General features: G+C 67.5%; 11 protein-coding genes. All 11 read right to left on the bottom strand.

The genetic code is table 11. The features are described 5' to 3' along the window. Window positions 1-130: 130 nt before the first annotated feature. The 11 genes from AB0O07_RS06725 to AB0O07_RS06675 all read right to left on the bottom strand — a co-directional run bounded on the left by AB0O07_RS06725 (window position 131) and on the right by AB0O07_RS06675 (window position 13,545). A complete protein-coding gene (locus AB0O07_RS06725) occupies window positions 131-991 on the bottom strand; it encodes an enoyl-CoA hydratase/isomerase family protein (protein ID WP_365627798.1) in 861 nt (286 codons plus the stop codon). Between the two features lie 47 nt (window positions 992-1,038). Then, complete coding sequence (locus AB0O07_RS06720; protein ID WP_365627796.1) at window positions 1,039-2,493, bottom strand: NAD-dependent succinate-semialdehyde dehydrogenase; 1,455 nt, start codon at window positions 2,491-2,493, stop codon at window positions 1,039-1,041. Beyond that, window positions 2,490-3,512: an NAD(P)-dependent oxidoreductase gene (locus AB0O07_RS06715; protein WP_365627793.1), complete on the bottom strand. Its 1,023-nt coding sequence runs from the start codon at window positions 3,510-3,512 to the stop codon at window positions 2,490-2,492. Before AB0O07_RS06715 ends, AB0O07_RS06720 begins: the two co-directional genes overlap by 4 nt. Beyond that, complete coding sequence (locus AB0O07_RS06710) at window positions 3,481-4,485, bottom strand: transketolase C-terminal domain-containing protein (RefSeq protein ID WP_365627790.1); 1,005 nt, start codon at window positions 4,483-4,485, stop codon at window positions 3,481-3,483. Before AB0O07_RS06710 ends, AB0O07_RS06715 begins: the two co-directional genes overlap by 32 nt. Beyond that, the gene (locus tag AB0O07_RS06705; protein WP_365627787.1) at window positions 4,478-5,320 is read right to left on the bottom strand and encodes a 1-deoxy-D-xylulose-5-phosphate synthase N-terminal domain-containing protein; all 843 of its coding nucleotides are present in this window, start codon (window positions 5,318-5,320) and stop codon (window positions 4,478-4,480) included. The genes AB0O07_RS06710 and AB0O07_RS06705 overlap by 8 nt, the downstream gene beginning before the upstream one ends. A 221-nt stretch (window positions 5,321-5,541) precedes the next feature. Continuing rightward, window positions 5,542-6,624, bottom strand: coding sequence for an alpha/beta fold hydrolase (locus AB0O07_RS06700; protein ID WP_365627784.1), 1,083 nt, complete (start codon window positions 6,622-6,624; stop codon window positions 5,542-5,544). After that, window positions 6,621-7,457 (bottom strand): ATP-binding cassette domain-containing protein, encoded by an 837-nt coding sequence (locus AB0O07_RS06695; RefSeq protein ID WP_365627781.1) that lies wholly within the window; start codon window positions 7,455-7,457, stop codon window positions 6,621-6,623. Before AB0O07_RS06695 ends, AB0O07_RS06700 begins: the two co-directional genes overlap by 4 nt. Beyond that, complete coding sequence (locus AB0O07_RS06690) at window positions 7,454-9,325, bottom strand: branched-chain amino acid ABC transporter ATP-binding protein/permease (RefSeq protein WP_365627778.1); 1,872 nt, start codon at window positions 9,323-9,325, stop codon at window positions 7,454-7,456. Before AB0O07_RS06690 ends, AB0O07_RS06695 begins: the two co-directional genes overlap by 4 nt. Continuing rightward, window positions 9,322-10,200, bottom strand: coding sequence for a branched-chain amino acid ABC transporter permease (locus tag AB0O07_RS06685; protein WP_365627775.1), 879 nt, complete (start codon window positions 10,198-10,200; stop codon window positions 9,322-9,324). Before AB0O07_RS06685 ends, AB0O07_RS06690 begins: the two co-directional genes overlap by 4 nt. A gap of 11 nt (window positions 10,201-10,211) precedes the next feature. Next, on the bottom strand, window positions 10,212-11,426 hold the full coding sequence (locus tag AB0O07_RS06680; protein ID WP_365627772.1) for an amino acid ABC transporter substrate-binding protein: 1,215 nt from the start codon (window positions 11,424-11,426) through the stop codon (window positions 10,212-10,214). 343 nt (window positions 11,427-11,769) lie between these two features. Then, entirely contained in the window at window positions 11,770-13,545 is a 1,776-nt protein-coding gene (locus AB0O07_RS06675) for a CocE/NonD family hydrolase (protein WP_365627769.1), read from the bottom strand. Window positions 13,546-13,681 lie beyond the last annotated feature (136 nt).

The following is a 13,681-nucleotide window of genomic DNA, read 5'->3' as shown; positions in this document are numbered from 1 at the left end:
AAAACAAAAAATAGGGGGGAGTCGAGGTAAATGCCAGTTACACCAACCCCACGCCGGCGGGGCTGCGCCCGCCCGCGCACCCCCCCCCCGCCCCCCCCCCCCCCGCTCCGTGCGGGCCGGCCAAAGCGGATCAGTCGAAGTTGTTCTTGCGGCCTTCCCGGACGTAGTCGACGGTCGACTTGATGTGTTCGTCGCCGTGGATCGCCTTCTTCTTGGCGACGTGTCCGAACATCTGGATGCCGAAGCCGCCGTCGAGATCGTTGACGATGCGCTGTTTCCAGGGCCGCCGGACGATCTGCGTGGTGAGACGGCGGGTGGTACGCGGCTGGGACATGATGTGCGCGGCGACCTCACGGGCGCGCTTGATCAGCTGGTCCCTCGGGTGCACCTCGTTGACCATGCCCCACTCCAGGGCCCTCTGCGCGGTGATCGCCTCACCGGTCAGCAGCGCGTACGCGGCGCGCTTGACACCCAGCAGCTCTTGGAAGGCGTTGTGAATGCCGTCCGCGGGCACGGACCCGATGTCGTAGTGCAGGTCGAAGATCGTGGCGTCGTCCGCCGCGAGGGTGATGTCGCACATCAGCACGATCTCCGAGTGGAAACCGGGGCCGTTCATCAGGCCGATGGTGGGAATCTCCAGGTCGTTGACCAGAGAGCTCACATTGATGCGGCCGTCCTTGTAGGCGTACTCGTACGCCCAGTACTCCATGTCGGCCTGTTCGAGCTCGAAACCGTCCGGGTCGGAGCGCATCATGAACTCCTCCCCGGATCCGGTGAGGATGAGCAGTTCGTTCTCCGGGTCCGCGCCGACCGTCTTGAGCATCTGGCCCAGAGCCCGGTGGTTCTGCACACTCAGCTGAATGGGGCCGCCCAGGGTGTGCGCCTCGACGAGCAGCACACCGTCAGCGGTACGTTCCATCCTGAAGAAGTCCTTGAAGAGTTTGCTGTACTCCTCGAACTTCGGCGGGTCGACAAAGGACTGCAGCGACATCGCCTGCTACCTCTTTTCGTAGGGGTGGGAATGCGTGGATCGCTCGGTCACCACGAAGTGGCCACGTACTTGGTCTCCGTGTACTCGAGAAGCCCTTCATGGCCGCCCTCACGACCGAGACCGCTTTGCTTGGATCCGCCGAAAGGAGCCGCCGGGTCGGACACGACGCCCTGGTTGAGTCCGACCATCCCGGATTCGAGCGCCTCGCAGACGCGCAGTCCTTCGGCCAGATCGCGGGTGTAGACGTAGGAGACGAGGCCGTACTCCGTGGCGTTCGCCTGCTCGATCGCGTCGTCCAGGTCGTCGAACCGCACGATGGGGGCGACCGGGCCGAAGATCTCCTCACTCAGGATCGTGGCGCTCGACGGCACGTTGTCCAGGACCGTGGGCGCGTAGTAGAAGCCCGGGCGGTCCAGGGCGGCGCCGCCGGTGCGTACGGTCGCGCCCTTGTCCACCGCGTCCGCGACCAGGCCGTCGACCGTGGCGACGGCGGCCTGGTTGATCAACGGGCCCAGTTGGGTCTTCTCCTCCGTGCCGGGACCGATCCGGAGCCGGCCCATGGCATCCGCCAGCCTCTGCACGAACCGGTCGGCGACCGAGGTGTGCACGTAGAAGCGATTGGCCGCGGTGCAGGCCTCGCCGCCGTTGCGCATCTTCGCCACCATCGCGCCGGCGATCGCGGCGTCAAGATCGGCATCGGCGAGCACCAGGAAGGGCGCGTTGCCTCCCAGTTCCATCGACGAACTCAGCACCTGGTCGGCGGCGGCATGCAGGAGCGTGCGGCCGATCTCCGTGGAACCGGTGAAGGAGATCTTGCGGACCGCCGGCATGGCCAGCATGGTCGACACCACCGCGCCCGACCGCCGGGACGGCAGGACGTTGACGACCCCCGCCGGTACCCCCGCTTCTTCAAGCAGGTCGGCTATGGCCAAGGCGGTAAGCGGTGTGTCGCTGGCGGGCTTGAGGATGACGGAGCACCCCGCGGCCAGTGCCGGGCCGATCTTCCGGGTGGCCATGGCCGCGGGAAAGTTCCAGGGAGTGACGAGGACGGCCACGCCGATCGGCTGCCGGAGGACAAGGATGCGATTGGCTCCGGACGGCGCGGTCTGGACGGAGCCGTGAACCCGTACTGCCTCCTCGCTGTACCAGCGGAAGAACTCCGCCGCGTAGGCGACCTCCGCGCGGGCGTCCCCGAGGGACTTGCCGTTCTCCAGGCTGATGAGGTGCGCGAACCGTTCTCCGCGCGCCACCAGGAGTTCATAGGCGCGGCGGAGCACGTCGGAGCGGTGTCGTGGGGAGGCGGCCGCCCAGGCAGGCAGCGCGGCCGCGGCGGTGTCGACCGTGCGCGCCGCGTCCTCGGCGGACGCGCTCGCGACGGACGCGATCGCCTCACCGGTCGCCGGGTCCAGGACGTCGAACCTCTCGCCGTCCGAGGCCGTCCTCCATTCCCCCGCGATGTAGAGCTCTTTAGGCAGCGCGGGCAGCAAGGCGTGCTCGGTCATTCCTGCTCCTCGAAGAGTGCGGAGTTCCTGGCCTGCTGTTCGAAGAGGGAGAGGAAGTCCTCGTCGCGCAGTCCGATACCGATGGCCGACTGGATCAGCTGGTGGACGGACGCACCCACCGGCATGGGCACTTCGAGCTGGCGGGCGGCGGACAGCCCGAGGTCGAAGTCCTTGCGCAGCAGTTCGGTGGTGAAGGTCGGCGTCCAGTCACGCTTGAGGAGGTCCGGGGTGCGCTTGCGGACCCAGTCGGAGCCCAGCACCGTGCCGTTGAGGAACTCAAGGAAGGCACCGCGGTCGGTCCCGCTCTTCTCCACCAGTGTGGTGACCTCGACGAGGGCCTGGACCATCATGCCGAGGTAGAGATTGTGGGCGATCTTGACGAGTCGGCTCTGCTCCTGTTCGCCGGCGTGTACCGCTACCTTCGCGATCTCCAGCAGGTGCGGCTCGGCTCGCCGGAACGAGGCGATCGGTCCGGAGGCGACGATGCAGGCCCCGCCCTCGGTCACGACGTGCGGGTTGCCGCTGATGGGGGCTGCGAGGAATTCGACGCCCGCGGCCGTCGTCGCCTCACGCACCGCGGCCGAGGTCTCGATCGACACCGTCGAACAGTCCACGATCAGAGGGGGTTTGTCGGGGCCGCTGAGCAGTCCCGCCTCACCGAGGATCACCGCTTCCAGGTCCCGTGGCGTCGAGACCATGACGAAGACGATGTCGCAGGACCCCAGGTCCGTGATGCGGTCGACCGCCGTGGCTCCCTTCGCCACCAGAGGCTCGGTCTTGGCCTTGGTGCGGTTCCAGACGGCGACCTGCTCGCCGGCCAGGACCAGGCGTCCCGCCATGGCCGCGCCCATCCGGCCGGTGCCCAGCCAACCGAGCCGGGTGCTGTGCGATGTCATGTGTGCTCCTTGGCTTGTCGCCGACACGGATGCCCGGGTGCCGCGCGCGTCGGATTGCTCTGCGGTGCTGCTGTGAGATGTGCGCGCCCGGTCAGACCGGCGCGTACTCGCCCTCCGCGACATCGGTCTTCGGCACGCTCGGTGCCTCTCCAGGAAGCCCTAGTGCCGACCACGCCGCGTCGATCAGCGCCTGCGTGGACAGGCCGTAGCGGTCGAAGAGGTACGGACCCGACTTGGAGCCTTCCGCGAAGACGTCCCGCAGTCCGACCCGCCGCAGGGGACGTCCGATCCCCGCCTCGGCGACGGCTTCCGCGACCGCGGATCCCAGACCGCCGATGATCGAATGGTTCTCCGCGGTGATCAGCGCCTTGGCACTCCGCGCCGCCGAGACGACGGTCGTGGTGTCCAGAGGCTTGATGACCGGGACACTCACGACGGAAGCCGACACCCCGCGCTCGTCCAGCACTTGGGCCGCGGCCAGTGCGGGGGCGACCATCATGCCGCTGGCGTAGACCACGATGTCGATACCCGGTACCAGGACTTCCGCGCGGCGCAGACTCAGTTCATGGCCGTCGTCGAAGATCACCGGGATCTCGCCGCGCTTGAGTCGTACGTACACCGGGCCCGGGACGTCCACGACGGCCTCGACGACCTGGGCGACTTCGATGGCGTCCGCGACGTCGATGACCGTCATGTTGGGCAGGGCGCGCATCAGTGCGACGTCGTCGATGGCCTGGTGGCTGGGGCCGCCCGGCGTGGAGATGCCGGGCATGAACCCGATGATGCGGACGGGCAGACCGGGGTAGGCGATGGCGTTGGCGATCTGGTCGTAGGGCCGACGGGTCGCGAAGACCCCGAAGGTGTGGACGAAGGGGATGTGTCCGCACCGTGCCAGCGCGGCGGCCATGCCCATCATGTTCGCCTCGGCCATGCCGGCGTGTATGAACCGCTCGGGAAGCTCGGCCTGGAACAGGTCGATCTCGCACTGCCGGGTGAGGTCGCCGCTGAGGCAGAGCACGTCGTCGCGGCGGCGGCCCAGGTCGAGCAGGGCTCGCCCGTAGGGTTTGAGATCCGTCGGGTAGGGCGGCTTACGCACGGTGCGACTCCACTCGGGACGTGAGTTCGGCGACGGCGGCCTCGGCGAGCTCCGGGGGCAGCTTGATGAAGTGGCCGTCCGCGTCGGGGGGAAGGCAGTCGAGGCCGTGGACCGTGGATGTCCGGCAGACGATGACGCTGGGGCGCTCCGTCTCGGCGGCGGCCGCCTTCAGCGCAGCGATCACGGCATGCACGTCGTGTCCGTCGATGTCCTGGACGTGCCAGCCGAACGCCGACCACTTCGCGGCGATAGGTTCGATCGTGGTGATGCTGCTGACCGGGCCGTCGACCTGCGAGTCGTTGGCGTCGATCAGCACCGCGAGGTTGTCGAGGCGGTGGTGGGCGGCGAAAAGCGCCGCCTCCCAGACCTGGCCCTCCTCCAGCTCGCCGTCGCTGACCATCGCGACGGTGCGCCGATCGGTGCCGTGGAGCCGGTCCGAGAGGCAGAACCCGATCGCGGCCGACAGCCCCTGGCCCAGCGACCCGCAGGTGTAGTCCACGACCGGTGAGCGCTCGGTACCGATCGCCTCGATGAAGGAACCGTTCTGGCCGTAGGTGGCGGCGGCCTCCTCGTCGAGGAGGCCCAGCTCCACCGCGGCCGCGAACGGCGCGATCACGTAGTGCCCGGGGGAACAGACCATGCGGTCCAGGCCGGGACGGGCATGGGCGAACATGGCGGCCACCTGCTCGGCGGAGGAGAGTGCCTGGCCGAGGTACCCGAATCCGTGGGGGGCGACCATGCGCACCGCGCGGAGTCGGAGGCGAAGCGCGAGGCCCTGCGGGTCGTCCACGCTCCAGTCGGCCCCGGGATCGGAGACGCGTAGAGACGCGTTCATTGTCCAACTCCCTACAATTGGCAAATTGGCTTAGCCACATTCTGGCCAAGCCGATAGGCGTAGTCAAGAAGGCGGCGGCAGATCGAGCCGGAACGCGGTCCGGGCCAGGGAGCGGCCTGCCGAGAAACGGGCCTGCCCCCGGCGGGTTGCACCTTCCGCGCCGGGGGCAGACCTTTCGGTCTCGCCCCAGGGCCCTGGGGGCGAGACGCCTGTGGAGAACGTCAGTCAGCGGCGAGCCTGCGCTTGAGCCAGTCGGCCGTACGCGGCCTGACCTCGTAGGCCACGTTGGTCAGGCCGTGATTGCCGTTCTCGTAACCGACGTAGTGGCCGCCCGGCGCGCGCTCCGCGAGGGAGATGGTCTGGGCGACGGGTACGATGCGGTCCTTGTCGCCCGAGGTGAACAGCGTCGGCTGGGTCACGCGTTCGATGAACTGTCCGGCGTCGAACCCGAGGAAGTACGCACGGGCCTCCTCATCGGACGTGCACCTGGAGTAGAAACGCAGGGAGGCCCGGCTGTGGCTGAGGCTCGCGTCGAAGGCGATGCGGCTGGGCCCCGAGATGGACACGACGGCGCGCACCCGCGGCTCGAACGCTGCGGCGCGTACGACGTACCAGCCGCCCAGCGATGTGCCGGCCAGACCCACTCGTTCCAGGTCGAGGCGTGGATCGTCCGCGAGTGTGTCCAGAACGAGGGACACCACGTCCTCGTACCGCGCGCTGATCCGTGTCCCGGCGTGGAAGACCTCCCCCTGACCGGGCCCGTCGACGGCCACCGTGGCGAGGCCGCGGGCGAGGAAGGTCTCCTCCCAGGTGGAGAACTCCTCCTTCGTGCTGTCCAGGCCCGGGACGAGGATGACGACGGGGTAGGGGGCCTTCCCCGACTTCGGAACCCGTACGTTGGCGGCGATTCGGACACCGTCGCGCTCAGCGGTCAGGACCCGGTGGTCCGGGTCCCGCAGGCGCAGGAACTGGTGGATGGCGTCGACCGCCCGCTTCGTCGCGATGCCGTTCTTCGTCTCGTCGTCGACCCACACGAACTTCGCGAAGTGGTAGCAGGCTCCGGCCAGCCGGTACACCTCGGCGGCCGAGATCATGGCGCCTTCCGACTCGAACCCCTCGGCCGTCGCACGGTGTTCGGCGGCCAACTCGCTCCAGACGTCGATCCAGTCGGCCCAGTGCTCGGTCGCCGCGGCGGCACGCTGGTAGTCCGCGTAGTCGACACCGCCCAGCAGCAGCCGGGGAGTCCAGAGGGAGAGCGCTTGCTGAAGCAGATCCTCGCCGTTGCCGTTCGTCGGGGTGGTCATTGATCCCGTGTTCCTTCCCGTGGGGCGGAGTCACCGAGCACGGACGAGCGGCTCGCACCGAGCGGTGCCCGATCCTCTGCGGAGCCGGACGCGTGAGCCGGCGCGGCATTTCCGAAGAACAGCGATCCCATGTCGGGATCGCTCAGTATCTTGCGGGCGTCGCCCGTCAGGAGGACCCGTCCGCCTTCCATCACAATGCCGGTGTCGGCGATACCGAGACCGAACTTGACCTGCTGCTCGACCAGAAGGACGGTCGTGCCGGTGTCCTTCATCCGGACGATGTTCTCCTGGAGGACCGCCATCGCCTTGGGATCGAGCCCGAGGGTGGGTTCGTCGAGCAGGACCAGTCGGGGCTCCAGCATCAGCGCACGGGCGAACTCCACCGCCCGGCGCTGCCCACCGGACAGGTCACTGGCCTGGGTGCCGGCACGCTGGGCCACGACCGGAAAGAGCTCTTCGATCTCCGCGAGCCGTCGGCGCACGCGGCGGCGATCACGCCGAACGGTCCATGCACCCATGAGCACGTTCTCACGCACGGTGATGTTGGGGAAAAGGCCCCCGGCCTGAGGAACCTGACTGATTCCCAGTTCCAGGATGGCTTTGGCGTCGAGTCCGCGCAATTCGCTCCCCGCGAAGCGGAGCGAGCCTTCCGTGATGTCCAGCAGGCCGGAGACGGCACGCAGCACGGACGACTTCCCGGCGCCGTTGGGGCCGACGATGCATCCGATGGTGCCGGCCGTGAGCTGGATATCGACGCCTTGCAGGACGAGGCCTCTGCCGTACCCCCCGACCACGCCGGCGAGCTTGAGCAGGGTGGTTGCCGGATCGGTCATCGCACACCTGCCATCGGCACGAAATCGTCTCCCAGGTAGGCCTCGAGAACGTCGGGGTTGTTCTGCACCTCCGCGCTGCGGCCCGCTGCGATACAGCGTCCGCCGGCCAGCACGAACACCTTGTCGCACAGGCCGAGCACCATGGGCATGTTGTGCTCGACAACGAGGAACGTCGTGCCGCGCGTAGCGTTCAGTTCGCGGATCATGTCGCTGATCCGGTCGATCAGGCGCGGGTTGATGCCTGCCGCAGGCTCGTCCAGCATGACCAGCTTGGGGTCGAGCATGAGCACCTGGGCCAGTTCGACGAGCTTCTGCTGACCGTAGGAGAGCTCGGACGCGGGATGACCGGCATACCGTTCCAGGCCCACGAAGGTGAGCAGTTCATGCGCCTTGTCCGCTTCCGTGCTGCTGATGGCTCCCGCGGCGAGCTGACCGTAGGAGAACGAGCGTAGGGGAGCGATGAGGTTCTCCTGCACCGTCAGATTCCGGAAAAGCCGGGTGATCTGAAAGGTGCGCGCCATCCCGCGGTGTGCGCGCTGCCACGGGAGTTGACCGTCGATCACGCTCCCCGTGAAGCGGACCTGACCGGCGTCCGGGGCGATCGTGCCGTCGACGATGTTGAAAGCCGTCGTCTTCCCCGATCCGTTCGGCCCGATGAGACCGGAGATACTCCCCTCTGGTACGGCCAGGTCCAGGCCGTCGAGGACCCGCATCCCGCCGAAGGACTTCGCCACCCCCGTGAGCTCCAGCAGCGGCGGTGCCTCCTCGCGTACGGGTTCCGTACGGACGCTGACAACTGCCGTCGCGGGCTTCGCGGTGGCGTCCGGGGCTTCGTCCGGCTCGCCCTCGCCGACCGGCCCGTGCGGTTCGGACAGCCGCTCCCCCACCGTGCCCGCCTTGCCCCGCCTGTCGAGACGGTCCAATGCCGCGGACACCGAGGGGATGATGCCCAGCGGCATGTAGAGAACGACGGCCACCATGAGGAGGCCGAAGACCAGCAGCCTGGCGTTGCCGCCCCCCAGGGAGTTGTTGGAGAACTCGTTGACGAATTCGAGGATGAAGGCCCCGATCACCGGTCCCCAGAGCGTTCCCGCTCCGCCGATGAGCATGGAGAGCACCACCTGCACGCTCGTCATGATCGCGAACATGCCGACCGGGTTGACGAAGTTGAGATAGTAGCCGTAGACGGCTCCCGCGGCACCCACGAAGAAGGCGCTCGCGGCGAACGCCAGGATCTTGTACACGCGGGTGTCGATTCCGATCGTGGCGGCCTTGTGCTCGTCCTCACGAATGGCGAGGAGTCCGAGGCCGAACTTCGAACGGCGGATCCGCCAGGACAGCAGCAGCGAGAGGCCCAGCAGGGCGACGAGGACGAAGTGGAAGGGCCAGTTGCTGAGGACACCCGTCCAGGGCGGCAGCGGCAGGGTGACGCCGGCCGATCCTCTCGTCAGAGAGGACCAGTTGATGGCGACGACCAGGGCGAGCGAGTTGACGGCCACGGTGATGATGACGAAGGACGCGCCGCGCGCTCGCATGGAGACGACTCCGAGGAAGGCCGCGAACACCGCCGCGATCAACCCCGCCAGCGGAATCCAGACCATCGGGTTGAGGCCGATGCGTGTGCTGCACAGCGCCGCCGCGTAGGCCCCGATTCCGAGAAGCACGCTGTGGCCGAGCGAGATGTACCCGGCGTACCCGGAGATGACGTTGAGGTTGACCGCGGCGACGGCGAACACCAGCGACAGGATCACCATGTTCTGGTAGTAGGCGTCCGCGGTCAGGAGCGGAAAAAGCACGATGAGAGCGGCACCGATGGATACGCAGATCGCATACCAGCGGCTGCGCTGCTTCAAGAAGTCGGTTGTCATGCGGCGAGATCCTCTCGGGCGCGCCTGCCCAGGATTCCCTGCGGGCGGAGGAGCAGGATGAGGCAGATGACGACGAAGGGAATGGCCGTGGCCCAGGCGGGCGACACATAGGTCGACGTCACGACCTCGGCGACACCGAACAGCAGGGCGCCGAGAGCCGCTCCGGACATGCTGCCGAGGCCGCCGAGGACGACGATCCCCAGCAAGCGCGCGATCCATTCGTAGTGGGCACCGGGAACGAACGGGTAGAGGACTCCCACGATCGCGCCGCCGGCTCCGGCGGTGGCGACGCCCAGCCCCATGGCCGTGGCCGCGACCCTGGTCACGTCGACACCGACGAGACGGGCGCCCTCCGCGTTGACCGACGCGGCGCGTATCGCCCGGCCGGTCCAGGTACGGCTGATGATCGCGCCGAGAGCGGCCAGCACTCCCCCCGCCATCAAGAAACCGAAGAGGTAGGTCTTGGGGATGACCAGGTCGCCCAGGAAGTAGGACTCGTCACCGTAGGAAGGCAGGATCGCGTGCGAGTCGTTGCCCCAGACGAATCCGATCCCGCCCTCGACGACCAGAGCGATTCCCACGGTGAGCAGCACCGAGGACGCCAGCGGCGCCTGGGCGATGCGTCGCACCGCCGCGTAGTACATGAGGTAGCCGAGGGCGAACATCACCGGTGCCACGACCACTGTGCCGAGAATCGGATCGAGATCGAACCGCGACCACAGTGTCCAACTGAGGAAGGCCCCCAGGATGAGAAGTGCTCCCTGCGCGATGTTGACGACACGCATCACGCCGAAAATCAGGGAGAGGCCACTGGCGAGGAGGCTGTACACCCCGCCGAGCAGGACTCCGAGCAGCAGTGCCTGGATGACGGACATCGTGCCCCGTCTCAGGAACCGGTGCCGCGCCAGGGCGACACTATGTCCGTGGTGGTACGGGCTCCGGCGGGCCGGACGATCTGGATCTTGCCGTGCTGCCACTGGCCCAGCATCACGCTGCCGGTGGGGGTGCCGTTCGCGTTCCACCCGAACTTGCCGAGGATCGTGTCGACCTGATGGCCCCGCAGCCAGTCGGCGAGCTTCGCCTGGTCCTTGATCGAGCCCGCGTTCTTGACGGCGGCCTCGAGTACCTGTCCGGCGGCGTACGCGTCCGCCGCCGACTCACTCGGCTCGGCGCCGAACATCTTGCGGTAGGTCTTCACGAACTGCTCGTTGTTCGCGGTCGTGGCGTTGGGCGCCCAGCTCGTGGCGTAGAAGACGCCTTCGGTGTTCTGTGCCCCCACCGCCTTGGAGTATTGGTCGCCCAGGGAAGGCGCCGAGGTCTGAAAGAGGGTCTTCGGGTGGTAGTTCACCTTGTTCAGGGAACGGATCAGGCCGATGGCGTCGTTGAAGGCGGCCCCCTGGACAACGGTGTCCGCACCCGAGTTCTTGATCTTCTCGGCGAGGGTGTCGAAGTTCCGCAGGTCATTCGCGTAGATCTCGGAGAGGACGGTCTTGACTCCGGCCACCTGGAGCTTTTCCTTCACCGCGTCCACGACCGGCTTGGTGAACGTGTCATCGAGGGTCACGTAGGCCACGGACTTCGGCTTCGACTTGGAGGTCGGCTCCAGCAGATAGTCTGCGAAGACGTCGCCCTGTCCCTTGGAAAGGGCCGGCTGCGCCAGGAAGATCTTCTTGAAGCCGCGTGTGTACAGCTGCTCGGCGCCACCGGTGGGGGTCACATAAAGCATTCCCGCCTTTTCCGCGATTGCGGAGGCCGGAAAATTCAGCAGCGAAGAGTACGAGCCGAGCAGCAGGTCGACCTTGTCCCGGCTGAGGAGCGCGTTGTAGTCGGCGACGACGGTGTTCTGGTTGGTCGCGTCGTCCTTGATGACGAGTGACACCTTCTTGCCCAACAGCCCGCCACCGTTGTTGACGGTCTTCGCCCAGACCTCATAACCCCGCCGGGATTCCTTCCCGTCTTCGGATGCCTGTCCGGTCAGCGGCAACGAGGTCCCGACCTTGACGGACGTGGTGGAATCACCGGCGCTTTCGGACTGCAGTCCGCATCCCGAGGCAACGATGGCGACGCCCAGCAGGCACGCCAGACGGCCTCGTGGGTTCATTGGCATTTTCTATTTCCTCCGGGTGGTCAGACATCATCGGCTCAACGCCACCGAAATCGAGGTAGCCATGGTTGCGCTCCGGAGTCCCTCCGGATTCCGTTTCCTGTCCGTCGACCAGGCCCAGGGGTCGCGTCAAATCCGCTAAGCGGCAAAGTGGCTTAGCCAGATTGAAGCATGGGGTTCCGAAGAGAGTCAATAAGTGTGCAAGCGCTCCCCAACGTGCCATCTGAGCTGCTGTTTTAACGTGTCGCGGCCATCTGGCCCACCGGCACACGCCCGACAAACGGGCCTGCCGCCCCGAGGGTCTCTCAGCCTTGGGGCGGCAGGGGTTCGGGGTGTGCGGCTACTGGTGCGCGGTCCTGGGGATCACCGGCAGGAGCAGCTGAGAACCCTGGGTGCCACCGGTGAACACCGTGGTGGAACCGTCGAAGATCCCTGCGGGCCTGTCGTCCGGGTCGTCGTGGACGAAGGTGCCGTTGCCACGCATCGTGATGCCGTACAACTGGGGGCGCGGTCCGTCACCCGGGGCTTCGAAGTCGCAGCCGGTCAGCGTCACGCCCAACCGGTAGCCGCGGGGAACGACGATCGAGGTGGGAAGGATCTCGACGTCCAGGGTCACCGGCTCACCGGGTTCCAGGGGCAGCTTCCGCGTGTGCCGGTGCCACGGCCGGTGGGGAAGGCTGAGATCCTCGTCAAGTTCCCGGTGCGATGCCCGCAGCCAGCCGACCGTCAGCAGTCCGTTCGGGTCGATGGCCGAGACCAGTGTGACGTCGTGTCCTTCCGGGTCCTGGACCCGGAGAGTCACGAACAGGTCCGTGTCCACCGTCGACGACGCGAGCCGGACCCGTGCCGCGGAGGGACCGGTGATCTCCACCTCCTCCTCGAAGGGCGCGGTCCAGAAGGTGGCTCCCCGGGGATCGGCGGCGGAGAAGTCCGTCCGCCCTTCCGCGTCCGGCCGCGTCTCGGTCAGCGCACCGGTGCCGGCGTCCAAGTGGAACGTCGTCCAGCGGGTCCGGACGAGCGGCCACTCCTGCTCGTCCCGGCTCTCGAAAGTACCGTCCACGTGGCGGATGTTGAGCTGCACGGGCGGCTGCTGCTCCCAGCCGGTCGGCTCGCCCTTGAGGAAGTGCCCGAAGAATCGCTTCTGGAGTGAGACGCCGTAGTCGGTGTAGAACTCGGCATAGTGCTCATGCCCATGCACCTCCAGCCACTTCCGCTGGGAACCGGCCCGCCGGTATCCCTCGAAGTTGCCCCGCGTGTGCAGGTGGTGGGCCCAGTTGGCGGCCGACAGCACCGGCACCGCGATGTCTTCCAGGACGGCGGTGTGCGCCACGTGGAACTCGTCGAGCAGTTCCCGGCGCTTGGCCTCCGGCATCGTCTCCACACGGTTGCCGCGCAGCTCCTCCTCGCCGAGCGTGGCGGGACCCGCCACGGGTTCGCCGGTAACGGCGCTGCGCGTACCGCGGTCCCCGACTCCGTGCTGGACGGTGTAGATTTGGTATTCGGCCCACGCCTCGCTGAAGCGGCTGAGTATCCCGCCGTGGCGGGTGCCCTCCCGGTAGAAGTCGCTGAAGCCTTCCCAGGGGCAGATCGCGGCGAGGTGCGGCGGCCGCAGCGAGGCCACGAGCCACTGGTTCGCCGCGTAGTACGAGATGCCCAGCAGCCCGACCCGGCCGTTGGACCAGCCCTGGGTTCCGGCCCACCCGATGGCGTCGTAGTAGTCACGGGCTTCCTGCTGGCTCCACATGTCCAGCTGCCCTGCGGATCGGCCGGCACCACGCGAGTCCACACGGACACACACGTAGCCGTCCGGAACCCACTTCTCGGGGTCCACGGTCTCCCAGACCTGGTACTTGTTGGACGAGCCGGCGAGGGCGTCCGGATAGTTCTTGGCGAGGTTCTGCCACATGCCGGCGAACCCGTCCTGGAATGCGAGCCCCTTCGCATAGGGGCCGAGCGTCATGACCACGGGGTGCCGGCCGTCGTCGTCCGGCCGGAAGACGTCGGCGCGCAGGACCGTACCGTCGGTCATGATAACCGGCACGTCCCAGTCGATGCGCATGCCGTCGACGGCCTCGCTTCGCTGCTGAATGGAAGGGGCGGCGGTTTCTCGCCTCATGGTGGGTACTTCCTTGTGTGTTGCAGTCGGTTTTGCGGAGGTGAGCGGCTCGGGGCCGAGGAGCAGCGGAAGAGGGTGCGTCGTCCGGCGAAGACCGAGCCGGTGCTGGATGTGCGGCCGTCTCCGCATCCGGACC

Origin of the sequence: Streptomyces sp. NPDC093085 (assembly GCF_040683935.1) — a bacterium.
In the GTDB taxonomy this organism is placed as follows: domain Bacteria; phylum Actinomycetota; class Actinomycetes; order Streptomycetales; family Streptomycetaceae; genus Streptomyces.
Note: the sequence above shows the minus strand (reverse complement) of the source record. Positions and strands in the feature narration are given on the sequence as shown.

Coding starts and splice junctions, on each gene's coding strand:
- AB0O07_RS06725 (WP_365627798.1), bottom strand. CDS start 991: ATGTCGCTGCAGTCCTTTGTCGACCCGCCGAAGTTCGAGGAGTACAGC.
- AB0O07_RS06720 (WP_365627796.1), bottom strand. CDS start 2,493: ATGACCGAGCACGCCTTGCTGCCCGCGCTGCCTAAAGAGCTCTACATC.
- AB0O07_RS06715 (WP_365627793.1), bottom strand. CDS start 3,512: ATGTCGCGGAGGGCGAGTACGCGCCGGTCTGACCGGGCGCGCACATCT.
- AB0O07_RS06705 (WP_365627787.1), bottom strand. CDS start 5,320: ATGAACGCGTCTCTACGCGTCTCCGATCCCGGGGCCGACTGGAGCGTG.
- AB0O07_RS06700 (WP_365627784.1), bottom strand. CDS start 6,624: ATGACCACCCCGACGAACGGCAACGGCGAGGATCTGCTTCAGCAAGCG.
- AB0O07_RS06695 (WP_365627781.1), bottom strand. CDS start 7,457: ATGACCGATCCGGCAACCACCCTGCTCAAGCTCGCCGGCGTGGTCGGG.
- AB0O07_RS06690 (WP_365627778.1), bottom strand. CDS start 9,325: ATGACAACCGACTTCTTGAAGCAGCGCAGCCGCTGGTATGCGATCTGC.
- AB0O07_RS06685 (WP_365627775.1), bottom strand. CDS start 10,200: ATGTCCGTCATCCAGGCACTGCTGCTCGGAGTCCTGCTCGGCGGGGTG.
- AB0O07_RS06680 (WP_365627772.1), bottom strand. CDS start 11,426: ATGAACCCACGAGGCCGTCTGGCGTGCCTGCTGGGCGTCGCCATCGTT.
- AB0O07_RS06675 (WP_365627769.1), bottom strand. CDS start 13,545: ATGAGGCGAGAAACCGCCGCCCCTTCCATTCAGCAGCGAAGCGAGGCC.